The sequence below is a fragment of the Aeromonas sp. FDAARGOS 1417 genome, from assembly GCF_019046985.1.
Classification (GTDB): Bacteria; Pseudomonadota; Gammaproteobacteria; order Enterobacterales; family Aeromonadaceae; genus Aeromonas; species Aeromonas veronii.
Genome location: NZ_CP077221.1, coordinates 3,212,114 through 3,237,837, shown reverse-complemented (window position 1 = coordinate 3,237,837; position 25,724 = coordinate 3,212,114). Strand labels below are relative to the sequence as shown.

The 25,724-nt window shown below is 59.0% G+C and carries 23 protein-coding genes; 9 read left to right on the top strand and 14 right to left on the bottom strand.

The window, feature by feature from the left end; genetic code table 11:
* Positions 1 to 77: 77 nt before the first annotated feature.
* Positions 78 to 1,574, bottom strand: a complete 1,497-nt coding sequence (locus tag I6L47_RS14895) for a CoA-acylating methylmalonate-semialdehyde dehydrogenase (RefSeq protein WP_216947715.1) — start codon at positions 1,572 to 1,574, stop codon at positions 78 to 80.
* An 80-nt stretch (positions 1,575 to 1,654) separates the two neighbouring features.
* Complete coding sequence (locus I6L47_RS14890; protein WP_064338975.1) at positions 1,655 to 2,986, bottom strand: aspartate aminotransferase family protein; 1,332 nt, start codon at positions 2,984 to 2,986, stop codon at positions 1,655 to 1,657.
* A 186-nt stretch (positions 2,987 to 3,172) separates the two neighbouring features.
* Here I6L47_RS14890 and I6L47_RS14885 point away from each other — a divergent pair, with 186 nt between their 5' ends.
* From I6L47_RS14885 to I6L47_RS14860, 6 genes are all read left to right on the top strand, one after another.
* Positions 3,173 to 3,715, top strand: a complete 543-nt coding sequence (locus tag I6L47_RS14885; protein ID WP_005339643.1) for a cupin domain-containing protein — start codon at positions 3,173 to 3,175, stop codon at positions 3,713 to 3,715.
* A 124-nt stretch (positions 3,716 to 3,839) separates the two neighbouring features.
* Positions 3,840 to 5,336: an aldehyde dehydrogenase gene (locus tag I6L47_RS14880; RefSeq protein ID WP_216947714.1), complete on the top strand. Its 1,497-nt coding sequence runs from the start codon at positions 3,840 to 3,842 to the stop codon at positions 5,334 to 5,336.
* Between the two features lie 126 nt (positions 5,337 to 5,462).
* Complete coding sequence (locus I6L47_RS14875; RefSeq protein WP_005341999.1) at positions 5,463 to 5,633, top strand: hypothetical protein; 171 nt, start codon at positions 5,463 to 5,465, stop codon at positions 5,631 to 5,633.
* A gap of 125 nt (positions 5,634 to 5,758) precedes the next feature.
* Positions 5,759 to 6,655: an EamA family transporter RarD gene (gene rarD / locus I6L47_RS14870; RefSeq protein WP_042079771.1), complete on the top strand. Its 897-nt coding sequence runs from the start codon at positions 5,759 to 5,761 to the stop codon at positions 6,653 to 6,655.
* Positions 6,656 to 6,836: 181 nt separating this feature from the next.
* On the top strand, positions 6,837 to 8,456 hold the full coding sequence (locus I6L47_RS14865) for a methyl-accepting chemotaxis protein (RefSeq protein ID WP_216947713.1): 1,620 nt from the start codon (positions 6,837 to 6,839) through the stop codon (positions 8,454 to 8,456).
* A 122-nt stretch (positions 8,457 to 8,578) separates the two neighbouring features.
* A complete protein-coding gene (locus tag I6L47_RS14860; RefSeq protein WP_216947712.1) occupies positions 8,579 to 9,688 on the top strand; it encodes a YeeE/YedE thiosulfate transporter family protein in 1,110 nt (369 codons plus the stop codon).
* A 79-nt stretch (positions 9,689 to 9,767) separates the two neighbouring features.
* Here the strand turns inward: I6L47_RS14860 and ompA are convergent, their stop codons facing one another.
* Together ompA and I6L47_RS14850 are read right to left on the bottom strand one after the other, a co-directional pair.
* A complete protein-coding gene (gene ompA / locus I6L47_RS14855) occupies positions 9,768 to 10,874 on the bottom strand; it encodes a porin OmpA (RefSeq protein WP_216947711.1) in 1,107 nt (368 codons plus the stop codon).
* A 125-nt stretch (positions 10,875 to 10,999) separates the two neighbouring features.
* Positions 11,000 to 11,566, bottom strand: a complete 567-nt coding sequence (locus tag I6L47_RS14850; RefSeq protein ID WP_040067639.1) for a TetR/AcrR family transcriptional regulator — start codon at positions 11,564 to 11,566, stop codon at positions 11,000 to 11,002.
* Between the two features lie 76 nt (positions 11,567 to 11,642).
* Between I6L47_RS14850 and I6L47_RS14845 the strand changes: the two genes are divergently transcribed.
* Entirely contained in the window at positions 11,643 to 12,095 is a 453-nt protein-coding gene (locus I6L47_RS14845) for an HPP family protein (RefSeq protein WP_149153812.1), read from the top strand.
* A gap of 132 nt (positions 12,096 to 12,227) precedes the next feature.
* Here the strand turns inward: I6L47_RS14845 and I6L47_RS14840 are convergent, their stop codons facing one another.
* Both I6L47_RS14840 and I6L47_RS14835 read right to left on the bottom strand, forming a co-directional pair.
* Positions 12,228 to 13,136: a tetratricopeptide repeat protein gene (locus I6L47_RS14840; RefSeq protein WP_216947710.1), complete on the bottom strand. Its 909-nt coding sequence runs from the start codon at positions 13,134 to 13,136 to the stop codon at positions 12,228 to 12,230.
* Positions 13,123 to 13,713 carry a hypothetical protein gene (locus I6L47_RS14835; RefSeq protein ID WP_216947709.1) on the bottom strand — a complete coding sequence of 197 codons (591 nt, stop codon included), beginning with the start codon at positions 13,711 to 13,713 and terminating at the stop codon, positions 13,123 to 13,125. Before I6L47_RS14835 ends, I6L47_RS14840 begins: the two co-directional genes overlap by 14 nt.
* Positions 13,714 to 14,152: 439 nt before the next feature.
* Here I6L47_RS14835 and I6L47_RS14830 point away from each other — a divergent pair, with 439 nt between their 5' ends.
* The gene (locus tag I6L47_RS14830; protein WP_216947708.1) at positions 14,153 to 15,145 is read left to right on the top strand and encodes a YafY family protein; all 993 of its coding nucleotides are present in this window, start codon (positions 14,153 to 14,155) and stop codon (positions 15,143 to 15,145) included.
* Here the strand turns inward: I6L47_RS14830 and I6L47_RS14825 are convergent.
* The 8 genes from I6L47_RS14825 to ilvG form a co-directional block, all read right to left on the bottom strand.
* Positions 15,142 to 15,669, bottom strand: coding sequence for an McrC family protein (locus I6L47_RS14825; RefSeq protein WP_254204752.1), 528 nt, complete (start codon positions 15,667 to 15,669; stop codon positions 15,142 to 15,144). The two genes, I6L47_RS14830 and I6L47_RS14825, sit on opposite strands and share 4 nt — an antisense overlap.
* 174 nt (positions 15,670 to 15,843) lie before the next feature.
* Complete coding sequence (locus tag I6L47_RS14820) at positions 15,844 to 16,419, bottom strand: hypothetical protein (RefSeq protein ID WP_216947707.1); 576 nt, start codon at positions 16,417 to 16,419, stop codon at positions 15,844 to 15,846.
* 134 nt (positions 16,420 to 16,553) lie between these two features.
* A complete protein-coding gene (locus tag I6L47_RS14815) occupies positions 16,554 to 17,183 on the bottom strand; it encodes a hypothetical protein (RefSeq protein WP_216947706.1) in 630 nt (209 codons plus the stop codon).
* A 175-nt stretch (positions 17,184 to 17,358) separates the two neighbouring features.
* A complete protein-coding gene (gene ilvA / locus I6L47_RS14810; protein WP_011707857.1) occupies positions 17,359 to 18,879 on the bottom strand; it encodes a threonine ammonia-lyase, biosynthetic in 1,521 nt (506 codons plus the stop codon).
* Positions 18,880 to 18,882: 3 nt separating this feature from the next.
* On the bottom strand, positions 18,883 to 20,724 hold the full coding sequence (gene ilvD, locus I6L47_RS14805; protein ID WP_216947705.1) for a dihydroxy-acid dehydratase: 1,842 nt from the start codon (positions 20,722 to 20,724) through the stop codon (positions 18,883 to 18,885).
* A gap of 143 nt (positions 20,725 to 20,867) precedes the next feature.
* Positions 20,868 to 21,812, bottom strand: coding sequence for a branched-chain amino acid transaminase (locus I6L47_RS14800; protein WP_216947704.1), 945 nt, complete (start codon positions 21,810 to 21,812; stop codon positions 20,868 to 20,870).
* Positions 21,813 to 21,824: 12 nt separating this feature from the next.
* The gene (gene ilvM / locus I6L47_RS14795; protein WP_201992665.1) at positions 21,825 to 22,103 is read right to left on the bottom strand and encodes an acetolactate synthase 2 small subunit; all 279 of its coding nucleotides are present in this window, start codon (positions 22,101 to 22,103) and stop codon (positions 21,825 to 21,827) included.
* Positions 22,100 to 23,746, bottom strand: a complete 1,647-nt coding sequence (gene ilvG, locus I6L47_RS14790; RefSeq protein ID WP_216947703.1) for an acetolactate synthase 2 catalytic subunit — start codon at positions 23,744 to 23,746, stop codon at positions 22,100 to 22,102. Before ilvG ends, ilvM begins: the two co-directional genes overlap by 4 nt.
* Positions 23,747 to 24,130: 384 nt before the next feature.
* Here ilvG and I6L47_RS14785 point away from each other — a divergent pair, with 384 nt between their 5' ends.
* On the top strand, positions 24,131 to 25,645 hold the full coding sequence (locus I6L47_RS14785) for a YifB family Mg chelatase-like AAA ATPase (RefSeq protein ID WP_216947702.1): 1,515 nt from the start codon (positions 24,131 to 24,133) through the stop codon (positions 25,643 to 25,645).
* The last annotated feature ends 79 nt before the right edge of the window (positions 25,646 to 25,724 follow it).

The window sequence follows — 25,724 nt, the reverse complement described above, 5'->3', positions numbered from 1 at the left end:
TTCCTTTACAGAGTTCGCCCCCGCCAATCATCGACCGGCGGGGGCAAGAGGTTAGGCCATGAGCACGTGCCAGCACGTCACTTCATGGTCGGCATGGAGAACTCGGCACCACTGCGCAGGCTCTGGGGCCAGCGCGCCGTCACCGTCTTCATCCGGGTATAGAAGCGAACCCCGTCCGGCCCGTGCATGTTGAGCGGCCCGAAGATGGAGCGCTTCCAGCCGCCAAAGCTGTGAAACGCCATCGGCACCGGAATGGGAACGTTCACCCCTACCATACCGACCTGCACCCGCGCCGTGAAGTCCCGCGCGGTGTCGCCGTCGCAGGTAAAGATGGCGGTGCCATTGCCGTACTCATGTTCATTGATGAGTCGCAGCGCCGTCTCGTAGTCCGGTACCCGTACGATGGAGAGCACAGGGCCAAAGATCTCCTCGCGGTAGATGCGCATCTCGGGGGTCACCTCGTCAAACAGGCAGCCGCCGATAAAGTAACCCTCGTCGTGGCTCAGGGTGCGACCATCGACCCGCAGCGCGGCCCCTTCGGTCACCCCCTGATCCACGTAGCCACGCACCTTGGCCAGATGTTCCTTGCTGATGAGCGGCCCCATCTCGTTCTCCGGGCTCTGACCCAGCCCCGGGCCCACCCGCAGTGTTTCAACCAGCGGTGTCAGCTTGGCCACCAGCGCATCGGCGGTCTCGTCACCCACCACCACGGCCACCGAAATGGCCATGCAGCGCTCGCCCGCTGCCCCATAAGCAGCCCCCATCAGGGCGGAGACCGCCTGATCGAGATCCGCATCCGGCATCACCACCATGTGGTTCTTGGCGCCGCCCAGCGCCTGTACCCGTTTGCCGTGGGCCGAGGCGGTGGCATAGATGTACTGGGCGATGGGGGTGGAACCGACAAACGACACGGCACCCACTCGCGGGTCGGTCAGCAGCACATCCACCACCTCCTTGTCACCGTTCACCACGTTGAGCACGCCGTCCGGCAGACCGGCCTCCTTGAGCAGCTCGGCCATCCGCAACGAGAGGGAGGGATCCTTCTCGGAGGGTTTGAGAATAAAGGTGTTGCCGCAGGCGATGGCGACCGGGAACATCCAGAGCGGCACCATGGCCGGGAAGTTGAACGGGGTGATACCGGCGCAAACCCCCACCGGCTGCATCATGGAGTAGCTGTCCACACCGCGGCCGACGTTGAGAGAGTGTTCCCCCTTGAGCAGATGGGGAATGCCGCAGGCAAACTCCACCACCTCCAGCCCGCGGGTCAGCTCACCCTGCGCATCGGAGAAGACCTTGCCGTGTTCACGGCTGATGAGCTGGGCCAACTCGTCCCTGTGCTGCTCCATCAACTCCTTGAAGCGGAAAAAGACCCGGGCCCGCACCAGCGGCGGGGTTTGCGACCAGTCGGCAAAGGCGCGTTCGGCGATGGCGATCGCCTCCTGACACTCGGCGGCGCTGGAAAGCCCCACACTCCCCTGCTGCTTGCCGCAGGCGGGATTGAAGATGGCCCCCTGGCGCTCGCTGCGACTCTCCTGCGGCTGGCCGTTGATGAAGTTGCTGACCCTGTATGTCATGTATCCTCCGTGATAACTGATGTGGTAAATGCGCTGAGCAAACCAACGCAAGGCCCCGCAGTGCGGGGCCATCAAATGGATTAAGGTTGTACCTGCAGGGCATCCTGCAGCAAGGTGAAGAGATCGTCGATCTGGCTGCGCTCGATGATGAGGGGCGGCGACAGAGCGATGATATCGCCGGTCACCCGGATCAATGCCCCCTTCTCGAAGCAGCGCACGAACACCTCATAGGCGCGCTTGCCCGGCGCATCCGGCATGGATTCCAGCTCGATACCCGCCACCAGCCCGTAGTTGCGCACATCCTTCACATGCTTGCAGCCCTTCAGCGAATGGGCCGCCTCCTCCCAGTAGCCCGCCAGATCGGCAGCACGGCTGAGCAGGTTCTCGTTGCGATAGATCTCCAGGGTCGCGAGCCCTGCAGCAGCAGCCACCGGATGGCCGGAGTAGGTGTAGCCGTGGAACAGCTCGATAGCCCCCTTGCCTGCCGCCATCATGTCGTCATAAATGTGCTTCTGCACCAGCACCGCCCCCATGGGGATAGCGCCGTTGGTCAGCCCCTTGGCGCAAGTGATCATGTCGGGGATGACATCGAACTCCTGTGCGGCGAAGGGGGAGCCGAGGCGACCGAAACCGGTGATCACCTCGTCAAAAATCAGCAGGATGCCGTGCTTGGTGCAGATCTCCCGCAGCCGCTTGAGGTAGCCTTTGGGGGGCATCAGCACGCCGGTACTGCCAGCGATGGGCTCGACGATCACCGCCGCGATATTGCTGGCATCGTGCAGAAAGACGATCTTCTCCAGCTCGTCGGCCAGCGCCACATCCTCCTCGGGCAACCCTTTGGTGAAGGCGTTTTTGGCGATGTTGAGGGTGTGTGGCAGATGATCAACCCCGGTCAGCAGGGAGCCGAACCACTTGCGGTTGCCAGGAATCCCCCCCACCGAGATGCCGCCAAAGCCGACCCCGTGATAGCCACGCTCGCGGCCAATCAGCCGGGTGCGGGTGCCCTGACCGCGAGCCCGCTGCCAGGCCAGCGCGATTTTGAGCGCGGTATCGACCGACTCGGAACCGGAGTTGGTGTAGAAGACGTGGCCAAAGCCCTTGGGGGCGATCTCCACCAGCTTGTTGGCCAGCTCGAACGGCAGGGGGTGGCCCATCTGGAATGTGGGAGCGAAATCGAGGTGGGAAATCTGCTGGGAGACCGCCTCGGCAATCTCGCGCCGACCATGGCCCGCGTTGCAACACCAGAGTCCGGCTGTGCCATCCAGTATCTTGCGGCCATCCTCTGAGTGATAATACATCCCCTCTGCCGACTTCAGGATACGCGGCGCCGCCTTGAACTGCTGGTTGGCGGTGAACGGCATCCAGAAGGCGGACATGTCGGAGGGCGTATTGATGTCGCTGATCGGTTTCATGGTCACCTCATCCTTAAGGTGTTTAGCAACTGTCGGCCAATGCCTATTAAATTAAACACCTGAATCCATAAAAAAGGGCCCGTTATCGCCCTGTCTGGTGCCACCCCTAGCTAGACGCATCAGCAGGGTGGTATAAGATATTTAACACAATTTTAATAATAGTAAACAGTCAAGGAGTGTCTATAGATGGATATCGGTCACCGCCTCAAGGCGGTTCGCACCAAGGCGGCCCTCTCCCAGCGCGAGCTGGCCAAGCGCTCCGGTGTGACCAATGGATTTATCTCCCAGATCGAGAAAAATCAGGTGAGCCCCTCTGTCGCCTCCCTGCGCAAGGTGCTGGAAGGGATCCCCATGTCGCTGGCCAGCTTCTTCACCGAAGAGACCGAAATGGGCACCGAAGTGATCTTCCGCGCCGCCGATATGCCTGATCTCGGCACGCATCCCATCAGCTACCGGCTGGTCGGGCACAGCCGTGCCAACCGTGCCATCGGCATGTTGCAGGAGGTGCTGCCACCGGGCGCCGACACCGGCGACGACATGCTGAGCCACGAGGGTGAAGAGTGCGGCATCGTCATCAAGGGCGAAGTTGAAGTGACCGTGGGCGAGCAGATCTACCTGCTGGGTGCCGGGGATGGCTACTACTTCGACAGCCGCACCCCCCACCGTTTTCGCAATAGCGGCGAGCAGGAGTGCGTGCTGATTTCGGCCAACACCCCCGCCAGTTTCTGACATTCAGAGGCGCATCGGCAGGGGGGCAATGTTTAATGAATTGTTACAAGATGGATTTACAAGCGGCAGGATGTTTAGCATATTGATACGCGGAAACTGACTTTTGCCGGTTCAAGGAGTGAACATGAGTGACCTGACCCTGGCCCAGTGGCAACACAAGGCCGCCCATCTGACCCTGCCCTCGCAAGCCTTTATCAACGGCAGCTATCGGGATGCCGTCAATGGCGCCACCTTCGATTGCATCAACCCGGCCAATGGCAAACTGCTGACCAAGGTGGCGGCCTGCGATGCCGCCGATGCCGAACTGGCGATACAGGCTGCGCGTGACGCCTTCAACGACAAGCGTTGGAGCGGCCTGCCGCCGAAACAGCGCAAGCAGATCATGCAGCGTTTCGCCGAGCTGATGCGCCTCAACAAGGTTGAGCTGGCGCTGCTGGAGTCGCTGGATATGGGCAAACCCATCGGCGATGCCATGGGCTATGACGCCCCCGCCGCCGCCAACTGTATCGCCTGGAACGCCGAAGCGATCGACAAGATTTACGATCAGGTCGCCCCGGTGGAGGAGTCAGCACTGGCGCTGGTGACCCGCGAAGCGCTCGGGGTGGTTGCCGCCATAGTACCGTGGAACTTCCCGCTGGTGATGGCCTGCTGGAAGCTGGGCCCGGCGCTCGCTACCGGCAACTCGGTCATTCTCAAACCTTCCGAAAAATCGCCCCTGACCGCCCTGCGTATCGCCGGTCTGGCCAAGGAGGCGGGTATTCCGGACGGCGTGTTCAACGTGCTGCCGGGCTTTGGTCATACCGTGGGCGCGGCGCTGGCCATGCATATGGATGTGGACTGCATCACCTTCACCGGCTCCACCAAGATCGGCAAACATCTGGTGGAGTGCTCCGGCAAGTCCAACCTCAAGCGCGCCTTTATGGAGTGCGGCGGCAAGAGCCCCAACATCATACTGGCGGATGCGCCGGATCTGGACGCCGCGGCCAAGAGCGCCGCTGGCGCCATCTTCTACAACCAGGGCGAGGTGTGCACCGCCGCCTCTCGCCTGCTGGTGCAAAACAGCATCAAACCGCAATTTATGGAGCGACTGCTGGCCCATGCCCGCGAGTGGATCTCGGCCAACCCGCTTGACCCTGCGACCCGTATCGGCGCCATGGTGGATCACATCCAGATGGAGCAGGTGCTGCGCTATATCGAGATTGGCAAGCAAGAGGGGGCCAAGCTGCTGCTGGGGGGCAACCGCACCAATATGGAGAGTGGCGGATTCTATATCGAACCCACTATTTTCGACGACGTAACCCCGCAGATGCGCATCTTCCGCGAGGAGATCTTCGGCCCTGTGCTGGCGGTGACCGGCTTCGATACGCTGGAAGAGGCCATTGCGCTGGGCAATGACACCGACTACGGCCTAGCCGCGGCGATCTGGACGGCGGATCTCAACAAGGCGGTGAAGGGCTCCCGCGCCCTGCGCGCTGGCACCGTGTTCGTCAACAACTGGGACGGCGGTGACATGACCATGCCATTTGGCGGCTTCAAACAGTCCGGTAACGGTCGCGACAAGTCACTTCATGCGCTGGAGAAGTACACCGAGCTGAAAAGCACCTGGATTCAGCTGGAATAACACGACAAAGCAGCACTATCGGATCAAAAAGGGGGAGAAATCCCCCTTTTGCATTTTTGGCCTTCCATCACCGGGCTCAATCCTTATAATGATAAAAAAGCCAACATGTTAAATATAAAGACAAAAATGCTATTTTTTCTGGGAAGCGTACTTTTTCTGGTGATCGGTTTGCCCCTGCTGTTCTTCGTGCTGGGGCACGGCGAGGCCTACGTGACCTGGGGCCCCTGGATCTCCGCCATCGCCCTGATGTTGTGGCTGTTGATGGACGTCGACAAGATCCGCCGTGGTAAAGGCTGACCGGCCAGCAACACACCTCCTTTCCCTCAAACTTCGTTTATTCGCTTCTTTCCCCGCAGAAGGATCGCTACACTGATTTTTTGCGATGTTTTCCCGCATCCAACGCTTCAGTAAAGGTCATCCGCATGCCGCAACAGATCCAGCGTCAGGGCGTCATCTACGCCCTGTGCGCCTATACCCTTTGGGGCATAGCCCCCATCTATTTCAAGACCATCTCTGCCGTCCCGGCCGCCGAGATCCTGACCCACCGGATGATCTGGTCCTGCGTGCTGCTGATGGTACTCACCCTGGCAGGCCGTCAGTGGCACAAGGTGCAGGCGGTGCTGCGCCAGCCAAAAGTGCTGCTCACCCTTGCGTTTACCTCAGTTACCGTCGGCGGCAACTGGCTGCTGTTCATCTGGGCCATCAACAACGGCCATATGCTGGATGCCAGCCTCGGCTACTACATCAACCCGCTGTTCAACGTACTGTTGGGAATGGTGTTTCTGAGCGAGAAGCTGCGCCGCCTGCAGTGGTGGGCGGTGGCGCTGGCCTTTGCCGGCGTGGCCATCCAGCTTATCGCCTTTGGCTCCTTGCCCTGGATTGCGCTGGTGCTGGCGTCGAGCTTTGCCATCTATGGGCTGGTGCGCAAAAAACTGGCCCTCGATGCCCTCACCGGTCTGCTGATCGAAACCATGATCATGCTGCCGCCTGCGGCCATCTATCTGTGGGGCTTTGCCGACAGTCCCACCAGCCATCTCACCCAGAACGACTGGCACCTCAACCTGCTGCTGATCGCCGCAGGCGCCGTCACCACGGCCCCCCTGCTCTGCTTCACCGCCGCCGCGACACGGCTCAAGCTCTCCACCCTGGGCTTCTTCCAGTACATAGGCCCCAGCCTGATGTTCATCCTCGCCGTTACCCTCTATGGGGAAGCGCTGGCGATGGACAAACTGCTCACCTTTGCCTGCATCTGGAGCGCGCTGGTACTGTTCAGTCTGGATGGGCTGCGCAGCGGCAAAGCCACGCCAAGCCGGACCTGACACCGCCTCACCACCAGCGACCCCGGCTCATCAGCCGGGGTTCTTTTTCGTGCCACCAGCGGCCTTCAGACTGCGACTTCCCCCTTCTCCAGAGCCGACTCGCCATCAACAGACCACATCCGAGTCTCACTATCCCGCCAGAGAGCTATGCTATCCATGAACGGAGCCGAATGGAGGCAACATGCTCAAGCACATTCACGACAGATCCCTGCTTTTTGGTCAGGTTCTGGGGATCATGGTCATTATCACGCTGATCTCCATCAGCTTTTTCGGGCTTTATTCGGTCCGGAGCGCAGCCGACCAGATGGGACAGGGGAAGGATGTGGTAGCCGATATTCTGCCGCCGCCTCTCTACCTCATCGAATCCCAGTTGCAGGTCTACACCCTGCTCCATGCCAAACCGGAGGAGCGGGAGGCCCTGCTGCAAACCCTCGCCCGACTGCAGCAAGAGTTCGAGAGCCGTAACCGCTTCTGGCAAGAGAGCAGCCTGAACGAGCCCCTCAGGGAGCTGCTGCTGGGAGAGCAAAAAGTGCAGGGGGAACTGTTCTGGCAGTTGCTCAACGACAAGTTTGTCCCCGCCATCAAGGCGGGGGATCTGGCGCAGGCGGGCGCGCTTGCAGCACGCCTGCACACCCTCTATAACGCCCACCGGCTAGGGGTGGACGCCACCGTCATCCGCGGCAACGAGTATGCCGCCGAGCAAATGGCCCATCTCGCCAACACCACTCGACTCTGCTACGGCCTGCTGTTGTGCGCTGCACTGCTGGGGGCCGGACTCATCTTCTGGCTGGGACGCCCCACCCAACAGCGACTGCTGGCCGCAGGCAAGGCCACCGCCGCCATCGCCGAAGGGGAGTTGAACCGCCCCATGCCAGAGCCGGGCCTTGATGCCATCGGCGAGCTGATCCGCCAGATCGGGGCCATGCGTGACCAGCTGGCAACCCTGGTGGAATCGCTGCAACGCAGCGCCAGTACGCTGGATGATCGCGCCACCAGCCTGACCACCATGGCACAACGGCACACCGATGACAGTCAGGCGCAGGTCGGGGCGGCCCACCATATCGAACAGGCCATCGAACAGCTCACCCACTCCATTGAACAGGCGGGTAGCCAGCTGCATCAGGTGGGGGAGCAAACCCTGCAGTCAGCAGAGCGGGCACAAGAGGCGACACTCGCCATCCACACCGTGGAACAGGTGATCGGGGAACAAGTCACGGGAGTGAAGCAGGTCTCCCAGACCATTTCGGATCTGGCTGGCCTCTCGCAGCAGATTGCCGGGCTGGCGGGCGCCATTCACGATATTGCGGAGCAGACCAATCTGCTGGCGCTGAACGCGGCCATTGAAGCGGCGCGGGCAGGTGAACAAGGGCGCGGTTTTGCCGTGGTAGCCGATGAAGTGCGCTCGCTGGCGACCCGCACCGGCAGCGCCACCACCGAGATCAACACCATCATCGGCAAGATCCAGGATGTCAGCCTGCGCGCCGCCAGCGAGATGGATACCGAACTGGCACGGGTCGAACAAGCGGTCACTCACACGATGACAGCGCGCCAGAGCGTCGCCCGGATCGCGCAGAGCTGCGAGGAGATCAATCAGCGCATCGCTCAGGTCGATCAGTTGATGAGCGATGAGACCCGGCTGGTGCAGGGGATCCACCATCAGGTCGGGGAGATGTCGCGGTTGGCGGCCGAGGCCAACCAGAGCGCCAGTCAGGCCGCCGAAGAGGCGACCATGGTCGCCCAGCACGCCCGCATCCTGACCAGGCAGACTCACCACTTCCATCTCGACACCACTCGCCATTGATCCCCGGCGCTGACGGGAGTCAGCGCCCCCCTTTTTCTCTGCACTGGTTAAATGGGTAGCATTAGACTCCGTGAGGGAATAGGATCCGCCCCTCTAAAAACCAACTTCAAGGATCAACTGACATGACTCGAAAATGGTCGCTCCCCATCGTGGTAATCGCGGGGGGAGCGTTACTCTGGCTTGGCAACACCTTTGGTATGAAATGGGCTCTGATGGCCCTGATCGGATTCGGCTTCGGCTTCACCCTCTCCTTCAGTCGCTTCGGCATCGTATTCGGTTGGCGCGAAATGCTGACCAAGCGCAACAGCTACTACGTGCGGGTTCACCTGCTCACCATCGCCATCGAAATTCTGCTGTTCACCACCTTCCTCTCCTTTAGCCACGCCCTGTTTGGCGATGCCATGGTGGGTAACGTGATGGCTATCGGCATTCCTTTCATCGTCGGTGCCTTCCTGTTCGGCATCGGCATGCAGCTGGCTGGCGTCTGCGCCACCGGCACTCTTTACTGCTGCGGCGAGGGACAACCCCGCTTCTGGCTGGTGCTGATCTGCTACGGCATCGGCACCCTTATCAGCAACCAGTTCCGCCCCGAACTGGAGGCCACCTTCTCCAGCCATGTGGTATTGGCCCGGGATCTGACCGGCAATATCTGGAGCGGCATGCTGCTCAACCTGGCGCTGGTCGCTGCGCTGTTCCTGCTGTTTCGCAAGAGCGAACTCAAGCGCACCGGCGAGCTCAAGCCCCTCTTCAGCGGCAGCAATCTGTTCTGGCGCGATGGCCGCTTCACCGTGCTGACCGGCGGCATCATCATCGCCCTGCTTAACTCGTCCGTGGTCGCTCTGCACGGCTCGGCCTGGACCATCACCGGCGCCGTCTATGACATGGCGCTGCGCGGAGCCTCCCTGTTTGGCCTGTTCGAGGGGAACCCCAAGCTGGCCCAGCCACTCTTCATCAATCCCATGGTCGGCATGTTCTGGCTCGGCATTCTGGGGGCCATGCTGGCGCGCTGTTTGAGCGGTGGTGGTAACTTCGCCCCGATGCGACTCGGCAACAGTCTGGCCTCAATCATCGGCGGTCTGCTGATGGGGATGGGCGCCATGTACGCCGCCTGCAACCTCGGCGGCTTCTTCGATGGCACAGCCTCTGGCAGCCTGCACGGCTGGGTCTGGATGCTGATGGCCCTCGCGGGCAGCCTCATCGGCATTCGCCTGCGCCCGCTGTTCGGGCTCTGAGGCTCGATATCGTAAACACCCCATAAGAAACGGGAGGCCAAGCCTCCCGTTTTTACATTTATTGCTCCCGTCGCTCTGCTTATTGGACAGGCTGGGAAACCCCTTCCAGATGAATTTCCACCCGGCGATCCGGTGCCAGACAGGCGATCAGCTCTTGCTTGGAGCGGCTGGCACAGCTGTTGCCAGTGACCGGATTGGCCTTGCCACGCCCCTCGACCCGTACCTTGTCGGCATACAAGCCTTTGGATACCAGATAGCTGGCCACGCTCTGAGCCCGCTTCTCGGAAAGGGCCAGGTTGTAGTTGTCTGAGCCGATGCGGTCGGTATAACCGATGACGGTTGCGACGCCATCTTTCGGATTGGCCGCCACAATCTGACTGAACAGGGCATCGAGCGCCTGATTGGCAGCCGGCTTCAGGGTCGCCTTGTTGAACTCGAACAGCACATCGGAACTCAGGCTGAAGGTTTTGGGCTCCACCACGGCTACAGGTGCCGGTTCGGCGGCCGGAGCGGGCGCCGGTGTTACGACCTCGCCACCTTGCTGACCGAAGCGATAGAGCATCCCGAACGAAATCAGGCCGTTATCCATCTCGATACCGGAGCGATCGAGAGACGCATCACCCAACGGCGTAGTGTACTGGTACTCCAGACGGGCGGCCCAGTCACGATCGATGGCATATTCGGCACCCAGCGCACCAACGAAGGCGGCGCCATGCTTGTTACCACTTTCCTTGATGAAATCGGTAGCAGTGCGGGCTGATAGCTCACTATTGGTCCAGGCATAGCCACCACCAATCCGGCTATACAGATCGAACACATCGTTAACCGGGAAGCTGATCTTCATGGTGGCCTGAATCATCTGGCTCTTAGCTTCACCTTCGATCTTGACCCCACTCATCTCACCGGATGAGGTGTACTTGCCAAACCAGTCATAACCCAGCTCAAACGCCAGATTAGGGTTAACCTGGTACCCGGCAAACGCCCCCAATCCAAGAGCATCTTGGCTAGTACCTGTGTTGCCGAGCGCTCCCAAGGTGCTGGAAACCACCTGCTTCTGATCGACGTCAAAATACTTTGACCAACCGGCCTTGCCACCGACATACCAGGTATTGTCCTGAGCGGCGGCCTGCACGGCTCCGGCCGCCAGCAAACCACTGACCAATACGGCAAGCATGGATTTATTCATATTTTCGCCTCTGCAATAAGTCGTTATGGGCGCCTGAGTGCGCACTTTCCCTGTGTGAAGCCGTCAGGCGGCCTCTCCGCTATTCAGGGTATCCCATCCGAACGCAGCCTCAAATGACCAGCAGTTCAGGAGTGTGAAGCGGCCTGCATTATCGCGGTATCGTCGGTCAAAATGGTCTTTGCCAGCATTCTGGCCTGCTCCAGCGCCAGTGGCTGCTGATAGCTGTGAGCCATCACGATCGCCCCCTCCAGCAACAGGCAAAGCTCGGTGGCCTGTGCCAGAGAACAGTTGAGCTGGTTTATCACCCAGCCCAGTAACGCCTGCTTGTGGGCCATCACCAGCTTGCGCACCGGATGGCGCGGGTCGGCAAACTCGGCACTGGCGTTGATAAAGTTGCAGCCATAGAAATCAGAGCGGCCAAACCACTCTGCAAAGCCGTCAAACAGCGCCTGCAGACGAGCTTCACGTCCGCTCACACCGGCCAGCCGCTGGTCAAGCAAGGCGAAAAACTCCCGGTCACGAGCGAGCAGCACCTCCTCAATCAAGGCATCCTTGGTCGGGAAGTGGCGATAGAGGGTGCGCTTGGTACTCCCCGCCTCGGCCCAGATACGATCTATGCCGGTGGCATGAAAGCCATGACGGTTGAACAGACGGTAGGCCGTCGCCACCAGTTGTTGACGCTTCTCACTCATGATTTGCCTCTTGAAGTACACCGATCTGTCTACCTAATGTGCCTAATCAGTTCTGGCAAACCAAGAGGAAAGCATGATGACAAAATGGTATGGCCCGTTATGGGCAGGCGTGGGCGCCGCACTCACCATCGGCATATTGGGATGGCTCAATCTGAGCTGGCATGTCGCGCTAGTCATGGCACCTTTCGGGGCCAGCTGTGTGTTGTTGTTTTCCCTGCCAGATAGTCCGCTGGCGCGCCCCAAAAACGTGCTGGGCGGTCACCTGCTGACGGCCTGCGTCGGACTGGTGATCGGCATGCTTCCCCTCCCCGCAGAAGTGCAGATGGCGCTGGCAACCGGGCTGGCCATCGCCCTGATGCAGGGACTGAATATCCTCCACCCTCCAGCGGGCGCCAATCCCTTACTGATCCTGATGACAGGACAAGAGCCAGCCTTCCTGTGGCAAACGGTACTACCCGGAACCCTGCTACTGATGGTGCTGGCTCATGGATTTCAATGGCTAAGACAAAAATGGCCAGTTGCAGCCTAAAAACTGAGGGAGGCCAACGCCTCCCTCTTTCCTCATCGCAGCATCAACTAGCCAGGAACAACCGGTAGGCGGGGTCGTCGCTCACCTCTTTCCAGCCGTAGCCAATCTCGCACAGGTAGTCGTAGCGGCTGGCTATATCTTCATCCAGCAGCTTGAGAGAGGCAGGTGTATGGAAAGTGGTCTGTTTTGTACCAACGGCCAAGCTGGCAACTGTTGATCAATCATGGGGGTGATCTCGGCCCAATAATCTGAGGGCAAGAAACATCGCTCTTCAGGCAACAGGTCATCAGGCAAGGATGACAGCTCGCTAATCAAGGTAAGTAGCTGGCAGCAAGTCACGTCCCCCCTTAGGGCAAGCCTTCCCTGCTCAACTTCTCGAACCAGCCAGGAAATTGCCGTTACATGCCGCATCACACATGCCATCTCTAACCATTGAATCCCCCGCTTACCCTTCTTGGCTTCCAGTAAAGCAAAACACATGACACTCGCCTTATGCCGCAAACTGACACCTTTCTTGAGCCATTCACGAGATGCCTTCTGCTCTGCCGGCGATCCGGACTCAAGCAATCTGGCAAGGCAGTAAATAGCCCATGTATGCCCCCTGGTTGCCGCCCGGCGATACCAATACATCGCCAACCTCTCATCCTGACGGTCCCCCCGCCCATGCTGGATGTTGAAAGCCAGAGAATACATCGCACTATCTGACCCGGATTGTGCTGCCTGCAGAAAACAGGCGTTTGCCTGCTCCCACTCTCCTGCCAGAGAGTGGATATCGCCCAGGGCACACATAGCGATTGCGCTTCCCGGCTGCGCAACGGCCTCATACCAGTGGCGGCCTTCCATCGGGTGTTCACTGGTGCCCGCCAACATATTCATGGCATCGGCACAGCCTTCGCTCGCCCCCTGTAGCCACAATTGGCGAGCGTGGTTTTTATCGATCTGTTTACGCTCACATGACAACCCGACCCCGTAATAGAATTCAATCCCGAGATTGCATAGTCGCGCCAATCGCCGCTTTTTAGCTTTATCAGAGCAAGACATGACGTGGATGCCTCGACAGCAATAAGCAACTTTCCTGCGGTAAGTAGTTAAACAGGGCATTGTGTAACACCTTGGGTGCCAGCAATGCTTTAAGTTCCTGATACTGGTTCTCAAAATCCTCTAACGTCATCCCCATGCATTCCTCCTCTGAAGCAATCCTCAGTGAGTAATCAATTCCTTGCAGAGACGCGGCATGGCGCGGCAAATCATTCTGCGCCAACAACCAACCATAACGATGAGACTGCAATAATGTCTGAACCTCATGACATTGACCTGGTTGCAAATAATCATCCGGTGCCATCCAGCCATACAACCAATTGATAACAGCCACCCCATCAACCCCAGGAGCATGTAGCTGTGACTGGTGTTCCGGGGTCAGAAACGAGGGGGATAACCAGATAGTAATCCTGGTGCGGTTTGCCACCCATTCCAAAAAGGCGAGAGAGGGAGGCGCCAGGTCAATCACTACAGCAACAGGGGTATTGGCATCTGTATGTGCCAACTCATCCGGGGTGCGATAAAGGATGCCTTCAGGCTCAACACCTATTGGCGGCGACTCGGTAATCAACATCAGCATGGGAACATTCCGGGTTAATCGGCTGGCAGTTATTGAATAACACACTGACGTCATCCGGTGACGCTTGCCGCAACAACTCTGAGTGACGCAACTCCCGTTTATAACGTTGCACACATCACAGCAACCAAGTTAGCAGGAGAGTTCAATGAGTCATTACTTCACCATCCTCTGTCCACATTGTGGTACGACAACCACAGTTTCCACCGCCGTAGCACGTAATGGTACCGGTGTCGGCCAGTGTCGCAATTGCCGAAAATTGGTGCGTATTCAGGTCGATCATCGTGGTGGAATCGTAAGAGTTAAATGACATCAGACCTAACAACAGCTTGTTCTGGCAACAAACTTGGCTCTGGTTCAGAAAATATCAACGCGTCACTTGAGTCAGACTAAAACCGGGGGCTAGTATGCCCCCTCTTCAATAGGCTCTGACTCCATTGCCATGTCCGATACCCAAACCCAACGCCATTTCGCCATCCTTAGCTATTTGCCTTACGAACCCCAATCAATTTCTACGACAGAAATCGTACTCAAACTGGAGCGCGATGGCTTTGATGTCACACTGCGCAAAGTGCAGCGCGATCTGGAGAGCCTGAGCTGCCGTCATAGCATCCTCAGCGATGAGACAGTGCGTCCGTATCGCTGGTCACGCAAACAAGGCAGTAAAGGTTGGCTGGATATGACGCCCAGTACAGCCTTGGCACTTTGTATGGCCAAGCAACACCTTCAGGGGCTGTTGCCACGCCAGTTACAAGGTAATCTGGCCGATTTCTTTGCCCAAGCGGAGCAGCGGCTCGCCAATTCCCACGAAAAGCTGGCGATGTGGCCCAACTGCATTGCCTCCCATCCGGCAGGTTTTCAGTTATGTCCACCCAAAGTGAATACGCTGGTACTGGAAGGTGTCGAACAGGCGCTGCTGGAAAAACGGGTTATCGATATCGAATATACCCCCCGCCCGCCAAACGTGGCCAAGCATTATCTGGTTAATCCTCTTGCCCTGGTAACCAAGGGGTCAACCCTCTATCTCATCGCAACGCTTGTAGATAACGGGGAATATCGAAACTTTGCCCTCCATAGAGCAACCCAGATCGAAATCATTGATAAGCCAGCCACCACGCCCCCGGGATTTAGTCTTACCGACTATCTGGCCAAGGGGAACCTGGCCTTCGCCCGACACCGCAGCATTGAGCTGGCATTGCGAGTGGATTATATCAAGGGGTATCACCTGCAAGAGAGCTGGCTAAGTGAAAATCAGCGCATCGAACCAGACGGCTCATACCATTTCATCATCCATGCCACCGTCAATGACACGGAGGAGTTGTGTTGGTGGCTGATGTCTATTGCAGATATCAGCGAGGTGATATCTCCGCCCGACTTGCGCGACACCATGCTGGCCAGACTGCGTAAAGGGCTGGCCAATTATGCTGTCCGCTAGCTGGCCACGGGCTGCCGTGACGACGAACGTATCTCATCGGGAAGGTGCATCTGCCCGGAATCCAGGTCAAACGGTACGGCCCAGAGCCGCAAAGGCTGCCTGGCCGCATTAGCCAACAAGAATAGTCCAATGACCCGGTTCAGCCCACGCCATTTGGGGTAAATAAGGAGCATATCCCCCACCCCCTTCTGATAGGTCTGCCCATAGGCCAGCATTTGATAAAAATCTTGCTGGCAAAGGCCGAACTTGTCTCGACGATTATCCTGCTCGAGCCGTTTCCACTTGGTATCCATGACCCGCAGGCTGGCGTGCCCTTCCAGCAGCAAATCCGGCTTTAGCTGAAACATGGCTCCCTCAGCATGACCCAGCTGACCATAGTGGCAAAGATATTCAGCGCTCGATTGAGTTTTCAGGCCAAGACCTGAGGGGAGCTGACGCCTCAGTTGGCGAGCAACATAAGCCTCAAATAGTCGCTCCATAGGATAGAGCAGGCTGAGCCCTCGCCACTGCCCGTGGAGCGCCATCGGCACCTGTCGATGCAAAATGATGATGGAGGGTCAAATCCCCTACAACATGTTCAAGAAGGGTCTGAAATTGATACCGAAGGAAGTGCGCACTAAAGTAGCGTAAACAAAACACCGGTTTGATGCCGGTGTCAGGCGATAACTAGATCTGTACAACAGGATATTCACTTGAATTTAACTTGCGTTAAAGTTTACGTTTATAAGTGGTTGCCTTTCATTATTTGAATTCCACTCCTGTGCAATTTTTATTAGCTGTTTTTCAAGAAAATCAATTTCATCAATGTTATTTACGGGTAACAAGGCGAACCAAATTTTATCGATACCCTCCTGAGCAAATCTCAGAGAACCATTGAGTCGCACAAGACTATTTCCATGGTTTTTTCGATACCAGTCACGGATCTCAATGGGAAAGCCGGCGAGTCCGCACTCAAGGAGAAGTGGGGCATATTTTTTTGCCAAATTACACTGGGATTTGCTTCCCCATATGTATCGCCCAAATCGCTTCTTGAAGCTTGTCGTCGTTTTACCTATGTAAACAGGGGAATGGTCTCCGCCCCATATATATATACCTGGTGAATTAAAAATTTCCTTGTCTTGCTCTCTTGCCAACTTGCCATCTTCCCAAAAAACCCTTTTATTGGTTACACTTCCTGACTTCCACAGGTCATTTTCCATTAGTGTATTTATATAATGAGAGAAAGCATCATAGAGCGCGACACCATTATTACTTTCTTTTAATAACTCATGCATTTAATATTCCTTTTGGGAATGCTTTTCATTTTTATGTAGTATGTAGAAAATCGGAACTGGCGTTTGTGTATCAGTGCTACTTGACATATTGATGTCATCTTTCCACAAGTATGCCAATACAGGTCAGGTCAATGTCACTGAACAAATAACTCTCGTTTTAGTTGATGATGTTGAGTCCAAATTTTTTTATTGCTTGTACTGACTTGAATAAAGCAAAAAATGCACGATTCAACATCAGCTAAACTCATAGATGTAGCTCTAGCCAAGATGGTGCAAAAATGATGATAGTGCTTGTATTGCTCATCACTACAGCCATAGTCACCCGCTTCGCGGATACGGGAATCGAGCACAGGAAAGTTATCATTAAAGAATCGGACGAACTTGGTTGCATAAGTATCGCCAATACCTTTGATTTTTTTTATCTCTTTCAAGCACCCAAAATCTAGTCGACTGGCTAATACATAAGCTTGTTTAAGTATCAGATTATAATCGCGCTGGTTATCGATGAAGTGTGTCGAGCTACGGCCCCAGATCCGATAGCCGCCCCCAAAGGTCACAATGACAGCATGCAATAATGGCTCCATCATCTCTGCCTCGAAGCCACTCTCTATCCAGAGAGAGACGCTCTGTTTTGCTGTTTCAGTATCGACAGAGTGATTGAATGTATTGAGAAGTTGCGGCATCTGATCAATATGAAAAGAGGCCCCTTTGGGGAAAATAGAGGAAACGGGAAATACAACACGATTATCCAGCAACTGCAACATAATGACCTCTAAGCGAAAAGATTGAAATTCCTAACTCTTGCTAGAGGCATTATCTGCAATCAAGCGTCATTTCATGACGCTTGATTGTTTTGATGAAAACAATATTTATTGCTCAATTTAAAAACAAGCTGGGCATAACGCCTCCCTCCTGATGAGTTGTTGAAGCCCCCCTTGCTCAACTGGCCAGGAACAGCCGGTAGGCGGGGTCGTCGCTCACCTCTTTCCAGCCGTAGCCAATCTCGTGCAGGTAGTCGTGGAAGGCGGCCACGTCTTCGTCTGGCAGCTCGAAGGCGCAGAGCACCCGGCCATAGTCGGCGCCGTGGTTGCGGTAGTGGAACAGGCTGATGTTCCAGCGACAGCCGAGGGTCTCGAGGAAGCGCATCAGGGCGCCAGGCTGCTCCGGAAACTTGAAGCTGTAGAGACGTTCACCGAGGGGTCGGGCCGGGCGGCCGCCAATCATGTAACGCACGTGGTTCTTGGCCAGCTCGCTCTCGGTCATGTTGACCACCGGATAGCCGTTGCCGCCGAGTTGATCGATGATCTGGCCCAGCTCCTCGTCACCGCCGGTGAGGCGCACCGAGACGAACAGCGACGCCTGCTCGGCATCGGCGTAGCGATAGTTGAACTCGGTCACCATGCGGGGTCCCAGCTGACGGCAGAAGTCGAGGAAGGCCCCCTTGCGCTCGGGGATGGTCACCGCCAGCATGCCCTCGCGCTTCTCGCCGATCTCGCAGCGCTCCGACACGTAGCGCAGGCTGTGGAAGTTGACGTTGGCGCCGGACAAAATGGCCGCCATCCGCCCCCCTTTGACCTGCTCCCGCTCGCTGTAGGCCTTGAGGCCAGCCAACGACAGGGCGCCCGACGGCTCGGCAATGGCGCGGCAGTCATCGAAGATATCTTTCAGCGCAGCGCAGATCTGGTCGTTGGAGACGGTCACCACCTCGTCCAGATACTGGTTGCACAGGCGGAAGGTCTCTTCGCCGATGCGCTTGACCGCCACCCCGTCCGCAAACAGCGAGACCCGCTCCAGATTGACCGGCTCGCCGGCCGCCAGCGCGGCCTTGAGGCAGGCGGAGCCCTCCGCCTCCACCCCGATCACCTTCACATCCGGCAGCAGCTGCTTGATATAGACCGCCACCCCGGCGGCCAACCCGCCACCGCCCACCGGCACAAAGACGTGAGTGAGGTGGGTATCCTGCTCCAGCAGCTCCTTGCCGATGGTGCCCTGCCCGGCGATCACCTCGACGTCGTCAAACGGCGGGATCAGGGTGTAACCCTCCAATTCAGCGAGGCGGCGACTCTCGCCGTAGGCCTCGTCGAAACTGTTGCCGAACAGCATGACGTTGCCGCCCTGACGGCGCACCGCGTCGATCTTGATGTCCGGCGTGGTCTTGGGCATCACTATGATCGCTTTAATACCGAGCTTGGCGGCCGACAGGGCGACCCCCTGCGCGTGGTTGCCAGCAGAGGCGGCGATAACGCCGCGCGCCTTCTGCTCCTCGGTCAGGGTAGCGATCTTGTGGTAGGCGCCGCGCAGCTTGAAGGAGTGGACCGGTTGCAGATCCTCCCGCTTCAGGCTGACATGGTTGCCGAGTCGCTCGGAGAGTTTCTTCAGGGTTTGCAAGGGGGTGACCCGCGCCGCCTCATAGACGGGAGAGAGCAACACCTTGCGTAGATAATCAGCCGCAGAGACCATGATTTATTCCCCCAACAGGGTGCGATCGCGCACCGCGCCCTTGTCGGCGCTGGTGGCGAACATGGCGTAGGCGCGCAGGGCAAAGGAGACCTGACGCTGACGATCGAGCGGCTTCCAGCCCCGAGCCTCGACGGCGACGCGGCGGGCAGCCAGCACGCTATCGGCCACCTCCAGCACCATGCTGCGGGCCGGGATGTTGATGCTGATGATGTCGCCATCCTCCACCAGACCTATGGTGCCGCCGGAAGCGGCCTCCGGCGAGACGTGGCCAATGGAGAGACCCGAGGTGCCGCCGGAGAAGCGGCCGTCGGTGATCAGGGCACACGCCTTGCCCAATCCCATGGATTTCAAATAGGTAGTGGGGTAGAGCATCTCCTGCATGCCTGGGCCCCCTTTCGGCCCTTCGTAGCGGATCACCACCACCTCGCCCGCTTTCACTGTGCCATCCAGAATGCCGTTCACCGCGCTCTCCTGGCTCTCGAACACCCGTGCCGGGCCACGGAAGGTGAGGTTCTCCTCATCCACACCGGCAGTCTTGACGATGGCGCCATTGACCGCGAGGTTGCCAGAGAGCACCGCCAGACCGCCCTCCTGGCTGTAGGCGTTATCCAGCGAGCGGATGCACCCTTCGGCTCTGTCCAGATCCAGCTCCGGCCAGCGGCAATCCTGACTGAACGCTTTGGTGGTGCGGATCCCGGCCGGGCCAGCGCGGTAGAAGTCCACCACCTCCTGACTCGGCTGGCGGCTGACATCATATTCATCGAGCTGTTCGACGAGGGAGCAACCCAGCACGGTACGGGTATCCCCATGCACCAGACCCGCTTTTTCCAGCTGGCCCAGAATGGCCACTACGCCACCGGCACGGTGCACATCTTCCATATGGTATTTCTGGGTGGAGGGCGCCACCTTGCACAGCTGGGGCACCTTGCGGGACATGCGGTCGATATCGGCCATGGTGAAGTCGACGCCCGCCTCCTGCGCCGCCGCCAGCAGGTGCAGCACGGTATTGGTGGAGCCGCCCATGGCGATATCGAGCGCCATGGCGTTCTCGAACGCCGCCTTGGTGGCGATATTGCGCGGCAGTGCCGAGGCATCGTCCTGCTCATACCAGCGCTTGGCCAGAGTCACGATGCGCTGGCCCGCCAGCTTGAACAGCTGCTCGCGATCGCTGTGGGTTGCCAGCATGGAGCCGTTGCCCGGCTGGGAGAGGCCGAGCGCTTCGGTCAGGCAGTTCATGGAGTTGGCGGTGAACATGCCGGAGCAGGAGCCGCAGGTGGGGCAGGCACTGCGCTCCACCTGTTCGCTCTGGGCATCGGAGACCTTGGGATCGGCGCCCTGGATCATGGCGTCCACCAGATCCAGCTTGATGATCTGGTCGGAGAGCTTGGTCTTGCCCGCTTCCATCGGGCCGCCGGAGACGAAGATCACCGGAATGTTGATGCGCAGGGCGGCCATCAACATCCCCGGGGTAATCTTGTCGCAGTTGGAGATGCAGACCATGGCGTCGGCGCAGTGGGCGTTGACCATGTACTCCACCGAGTCGGCGATCAGCTCCCGGGATGGCAGGGAATAGAGCATGCCGCCGTGGCCCATGGCGATGCCGTCGTCCACGGCGATGGTGTTGAACTCCTTGGCAACACCACCCGCTGCTTCGATTTCGCGCGCCACCAGCTGGCCCAGATCCTTGAGGTGAACGTGGCCCGGCACGAACTGGGTGAAGGAGTTGACCACGGCGATGATGGGCTTGCCGAAATCCTGATCGGTCATTCCGGTGGCACGCCACAGGGCGCGTGCCCCGGCCATGTTACGTCCGTGGGTGGTGGTGGCGGATCTCAACTTCGGCATGTCTCTACTCCCTGAATGCCCATATGGGCTAGATGCGTTATACGGTGATGATACAAGTGGATCGGAATCGATCTTGGTGAAGACTCCTCTGGGAAGCGCTCACCGGAAGCGACTCGGGGAGGCATGACACCTCCCCTCTCTCATCAGTCGTTGACGGGCGTCAGCCAGCCCCACTTGTCTTCGGTCTGGCCATTGAACAGGCCGAAGAAGGCATTCTGCAGCTGCTCTGTCACCGGGCCACGGCTGCCAGCGCCCACCTTCATCCGATCGACTGAGCGCACCGGGGTCACCTCGGCGGCGGTGCCGGTCATAAAGATCTCGTCCGCCACATAGAGCGCCTCACGGGGCAGTGCCTGCTCGCGCACCTCGTAACCCAGATCACGGGCCAGCGTCATGATGGTGTCGCGGGTGATGCCGGGCAGGATGGCAGCGGTAGCGGGCGGGGTGAACAGCACGCCATTCTTCACCAGAAACAGGTTCTCCCCCGCCCCTTCACTCAGGTAACCGTTCACATCCAGCGCCAGCCCCTCGGCGAAGCCGTTGCGTTTGGCCTCGCGGCTGATCAGCTGGGATGACAAATAGTTGCCCCCGGCCTTGGCGCCGGTGGGAATGGTGTTGGGGGCGAGCCGGTTCCAGGAGGTGACGCAGACATCCACCCCGTTTTTCAGTCCCTCTTCCCCCAGATAGGCGCCCCACGGCAGGGCCGCCACCATCAGGTCGGCCTTGGCATCCAGCGGCGGATGCAGCCCCAGCCCCACGTTGCCGACAAAGGCCAGCGGGCGCAGATAGCCGCTCTTCAGGCCGTTCTCGCGCACCACGGTGCGACAGGCTTCATTCACGTCGGACTCGCTGTAGGGGACGTCCATCCAGTAGATCTTGGCGGAGTCGAACAGGCGGCGGGTGTGCTCCTGCAGACGGAAAATGCAGGTGCCTTTGGGGGTATCGTAGGCACGCACCCCCTCGAACACCGAGGAGCCGTAGTGCAGGGCGTGGCTCATCACGTGCACCTGGGCATCCTGCCAGGGCACCAGTTTGCCGTTGAACCAGATGTACTTGGGTTGAGAGGCTGATTGGGAAGGCTGTGACATTGGCTTTGCTCCTTAAGCTCTGATCCGGGGTTGCTGTTCCAGTGCATCGACCCGGGAGACGTCCACCAGCTTCACCAGCTGGCTCCACAACTGCTGGATGGGACGCACCGACTCGACAGTAACCGTGATCCGCAGCTGTTGGCAATCCTGCTCCATATTCAAGGCGCAGAGATTGAAGCCACGGTGACGGACCACCCGCAGCACCCTCTCCATCACTTCGGGTCTGGGTTGGGCATGGATATACAGGGTGTGCTGTGCAAATGCTGGCTGGGCAAGGGTGTGCGGGTTCATGGGCGTTGCTCCATCATCTTGTGGTTGGCGACTCCCGGCGGAACCAGGGGCCAGACGTTTTCTTCCTCTGAAATAGCCACATGCAGCAGATAGGCACTCTCGCTTGTCAACAGGCGATCGAGGGCGCCGGCTATCTGCTCCTTGCATGTGATGGTCTCGCCCGGAATGCCGAAAGCGGCAGCCAAGGCGACGAAATCGGGGTTATCGGAGAGGATGGTTTCGCTGTAGCGGCCGTCGAAGAACAGCTCCTGCCACTGGCGCACCATGCCGAGGCGCTGGTTATCCAGCAGCACCATCTTCACCTTGAGCTGGGCGCGGCGGATGGTGCCGAGCTCCTGCACGTTCATCATGAAAGAGCCGTCACCGCTCACCAGCACCACTTCATCCTCCGGGCGAGACATCTTGGCGCCGATGGCGGCAGGCAGGCCGAAACCCATGGTGCCGAGACCGGCGCTGGAGAGGTGGTTGCGCGGGCTGGTGAAGCGCATGTGTTGGGCCACCCACATCTGGTGCTGACCCACGTCGCAGGCGACCACGCAGGTCTCCGGCAACTTGACAGATAGCTGTTTGAGCAGAGCCGGGGCATAGATGGCCTGACCGGGATGGTCGTAGCGAAACGCATATTCGCGGGCCATGGCGGCACAGTGTTCACGCCAGGGGGCAATGTCGAGAGTCATGGCGAGGCGCGGCAGCACCTGTTTGAGATCCGTGGTGATACCCACCTCGGCAGCGCGGCGCTTGCCGAACTCGGCAGCATCCACATCGAGATGGATCACCTTGGCCTCGGGAGCAAACTCCTCCAGCTTGCCGGTCACCCGATCATCGAAACGAGCCCCTACCACCAGCAGTAGATCGCACTGCTGCACCGCGTAGTTGGCCGCCTTGGTGCCGTGCATGCCGAGCATGCCCAGATAAACAGGGCTGTCGGGATCGAGCGCGCCAATCCCCTTGAGGGTGGTGACCGCTGGCATGCCGGTGGCGGCGGCAAAGTCACGCAACTGCTGCTCGGCATTGGCCATGCCCACCCCACCGCCAACGTAGAGCACCGGGCACTTGGCGGCGGCCAGCAGGGTGCGGGCAGCAGTCAACTCCGAGGGGTTGAGCGCCTCCGGCTCCTCCACTGCAAACAGCGGGCTCTGGGGCGGCACTGCAGCAAGTTGCACATCCTTGGGGAGATCGATCAGCACAGGACCGGGGCGCCCTTCGGTGGCGATGGCGAAAGCCTCTGCCAACACGCGTCCCAGATCGGCGGCATCAGTCACCATGAAGGAGTGCTTGGTGCAGGAGAGGGACATGCCGAGCACGTCGACCTCCTGAAACGCATCGGTGCCGATAGCGGCACAAGGCACCTGACCGCTGATGGCCACCAACGGCACCGAGTCGAGCAGCGCCTCCGCCAGACCGGTTATCAGATTGGTGGCGCCGGGGCCGGAGGTGGCAATGCAGACTCCCACCTGACCAGAGGCGCGGGCATAACCGACCGCAGCCATGGCGGCGCCCTGCTCATGGCGGCAAAGCTGATGGGCCAGACCACCGTCATACAGGGCATCGTAGACCGGCATGATGGCCCCGCCCGGGTAACCAAACACCTGGGTCACACCCTGTTTCTTGAGAGCCTGTACCAAAAACTGCGCGCCGTTCATGTGGAAAATCCTGTCCTTTGGTCGAAAAAAAACCCCCGAGCTGTGAGGCTCGGGGGTCGCTTGTTTCGTTCTGTCCGGTAGTGGGTCTATCCCTTGTTCCGTGCAGCTAAACGAGCCCCGAGCGGTGAGATAATAATCACCACTAGGACCACAATAATGCTGACGAAACGGGAGGCCATGTTCATAGTTACAACCGGAAATCCTGTGAAATTGGGGCGGTTTCTACCGCGAATGGCTATTAGAACTAGCACGGTGATTTTTATTGGGCAAGCCTTTTTTCTGTGACAACCCACTGATTTTGGCTATTCCTCAGCCGGAACTCTGGAATAAAAAACCAACAACAAGCAGTTAGTCAGAACATATATCAACTCAAGGACGGGATTTATGTCATTAGCTGTGGTTTATAGCCGTGCCAGCCTCGGGATCGCGGCCCCGCAAGTTACGGTGGAAGTTCACCTCTCCAACGGCCTGCCCGCCTTCAACATGGTCGGCCTGCCGGAAACCTCGGTGAAAGAGTCGCGAGATCGGGTGCGCAGCGCCCTGCTCAACGGCAATTTCGAGTTCCCGAGTAAACACATCACCGTCAATCTGGCCCCCGCCGATCTGCCCAAGGAGGGAGGCCGCTTCGATCTGGCTATCGCTATCGGCATTCTCGCCGCTTCCAAGCAGATACCGGCAAAATACCTGCTCGATCACGAATTTTTAGGTGAGTTGGCTCTGACCGGCGAAATTCGTCCCGTACTCGGGGTACTGCCTGCCGTACTCGCCTGCCGGGATGCGGGACGCACCCTGCTGGTACCGCGAGAGAACGGCCCGGAAGCCTCTCTCATTCAGGATGCCGAGGTGCGCACCGCCCACCAACTGCTGGCCGTCACCGCCTGGCTGGCAGGCCAGTACGAACTGCCGCTGCCGGATCCCCAAAGCGCGGAGAGCCTGCCCGATGTGCCGGACCTGCAGGATGTGATCGGCCAATCACAGGCCAAGCGGGCGCTGGAGATCGCCGCCGCCGGCAGCCACAACCTGCTGTTCATCGGCCCGCCCGGCACCGGCAAGAGCATGCTGGCGAGCCGATTGCCCGGCATCTTGCCGCCGCTGAGCGAGCAGGAGGCGCAGCAGACCGCCGCCATCCACTCCATCGGCGGCCTCACTCCGCGCGCCGGCCACTGGCACCATAGACCCTATCGCACGCCGCACCACAGTGCCTCCGCAGTAGCGCTGGTGGGGGGTGGCAGCCACCCGCGGCCCGGCGAAATATCCCTGGCCCACAACGGAGTGCTGTTTCTGGATGAACTGCCGGAGTTCGAGCGCAAGGTGCTAGACTCCCTGCGCGAGCCGCTGGAGACGGGCCACATCACCATCAGCCGGGCCGCCCGTCAGGTCGATTTTCCCGCCCGCTTCCAGCTGGTCGGCGCCATGAACCCCAGCCCCTGCGGCCACTATGGTGACGGCCAGACCCGCTCCAGCCCGGATCAGATCTTGCGCTACCTCGGCAAACTCTCCGGCCCCTTTCTCGACCGCTTCGACCTGACAGTTGAGGTGCCGCTGCTGCCCAAGGGGAGCCTGACCGGCAAGGCGGAGCGGGGGGAGTCGAGCCAGCAGATCCGCGATCGGGTACTGGCGGCGCGAGAGCGCATGCTGAGCCGTAACGGCAAGCTCAACAACCTGCTTGATAGCCGCGAGATAGAGGATATTTGCCGACTATCACCGCAAGATGCCGAATTTTTGGAGAATGCCATCCAGAAGCTGGGGCTCAGCATCCGGGCCTGGCACCGCATTTTGCGTGTGTCACGCACCATCGCCGATCTGGCCGGGCAATCCGCCATCGGCAAGGAGCATCTTATCGAGGCGCTCGGTTATCGCGCCATGGACCGGCTGCTGTCGCGACTGCGCAGCAGCTGACAGAAGGGAAAGGGTGAGTCCGACCCCGTAACGGCTCTGAATGGTCTCACGGGCAATCGGCTGATATTATGGCCACAGA

Bases quoted from the DNA above. Each gene is read 5' to 3' on its own strand.
- I6L47_RS14895 (WP_216947715.1), bottom strand. From the start codon at position 1,574: ATGACATACAGGGTCAGCAACTTCATCAACGGCCAGCCGCAGGAGAGT.
- I6L47_RS14890 (WP_064338975.1), bottom strand. From the start codon at position 2,986: ATGAAACCGATCAGCGACATCAATACGCCCTCCGACATGTCCGCCTTC.
- I6L47_RS14885 (WP_005339643.1), top strand. From the start codon at position 3,173: ATGGATATCGGTCACCGCCTCAAGGCGGTTCGCACCAAGGCGGCCCTC.
- I6L47_RS14880 (WP_216947714.1), top strand. From the start codon at position 3,840: ATGAGTGACCTGACCCTGGCCCAGTGGCAACACAAGGCCGCCCATCTG.
- I6L47_RS14875 (WP_005341999.1), top strand. From the start codon at position 5,463: ATGCTATTTTTTCTGGGAAGCGTACTTTTTCTGGTGATCGGTTTGCCC.
- rarD (WP_042079771.1), top strand. From the start codon at position 5,759: ATGCCGCAACAGATCCAGCGTCAGGGCGTCATCTACGCCCTGTGCGCC.
- I6L47_RS14865 (WP_216947713.1), top strand. From the start codon at position 6,837: ATGCTCAAGCACATTCACGACAGATCCCTGCTTTTTGGTCAGGTTCTG.
- I6L47_RS14860 (WP_216947712.1), top strand. From the start codon at position 8,579: ATGACTCGAAAATGGTCGCTCCCCATCGTGGTAATCGCGGGGGGAGCG.
- ompA (WP_216947711.1), bottom strand. From the start codon at position 10,874: ATGAATAAATCCATGCTTGCCGTATTGGTCAGTGGTTTGCTGGCGGCC.
- I6L47_RS14850 (WP_040067639.1), bottom strand. From the start codon at position 11,566: ATGAGTGAGAAGCGTCAACAACTGGTGGCGACGGCCTACCGTCTGTTC.
- I6L47_RS14845 (WP_149153812.1), top strand. From the start codon at position 11,643: ATGACAAAATGGTATGGCCCGTTATGGGCAGGCGTGGGCGCCGCACTC.
- I6L47_RS14840 (WP_216947710.1), bottom strand. From the start codon at position 13,136: ATGTCTTGCTCTGATAAAGCTAAAAAGCGGCGATTGGCGCGACTATGC.
- I6L47_RS14835 (WP_216947709.1), bottom strand. From the start codon at position 13,713: ATGCTGATGTTGATTACCGAGTCGCCGCCAATAGGTGTTGAGCCTGAA.
- I6L47_RS14830 (WP_216947708.1), top strand. From the start codon at position 14,153: ATGTCCGATACCCAAACCCAACGCCATTTCGCCATCCTTAGCTATTTG.
- I6L47_RS14825 (WP_254204752.1), bottom strand. From the start codon at position 15,669: ATGGCGCTCCACGGGCAGTGGCGAGGGCTCAGCCTGCTCTATCCTATG.
- I6L47_RS14820 (WP_216947707.1), bottom strand. From the start codon at position 16,419: ATGCATGAGTTATTAAAAGAAAGTAATAATGGTGTCGCGCTCTATGAT.
- I6L47_RS14815 (WP_216947706.1), bottom strand. From the start codon at position 17,183: ATGTTGCAGTTGCTGGATAATCGTGTTGTATTTCCCGTTTCCTCTATT.
- ilvA (WP_011707857.1), bottom strand. From the start codon at position 18,879: ATGGTCTCTGCGGCTGATTATCTACGCAAGGTGTTGCTCTCTCCCGTC.
- ilvD (WP_216947705.1), bottom strand. From the start codon at position 20,724: ATGCCGAAGTTGAGATCCGCCACCACCACCCACGGACGTAACATGGCC.
- I6L47_RS14800 (WP_216947704.1), bottom strand. From the start codon at position 21,812: ATGTCACAGCCTTCCCAATCAGCCTCTCAACCCAAGTACATCTGGTTC.
- ilvM (WP_201992665.1), bottom strand. From the start codon at position 22,103: ATGAACCCGCACACCCTTGCCCAGCCAGCATTTGCACAGCACACCCTG.
- ilvG (WP_216947703.1), bottom strand. From the start codon at position 23,746: ATGAACGGCGCGCAGTTTTTGGTACAGGCTCTCAAGAAACAGGGTGTG.
- I6L47_RS14785 (WP_216947702.1), top strand. From the start codon at position 24,131: ATGTCATTAGCTGTGGTTTATAGCCGTGCCAGCCTCGGGATCGCGGCC.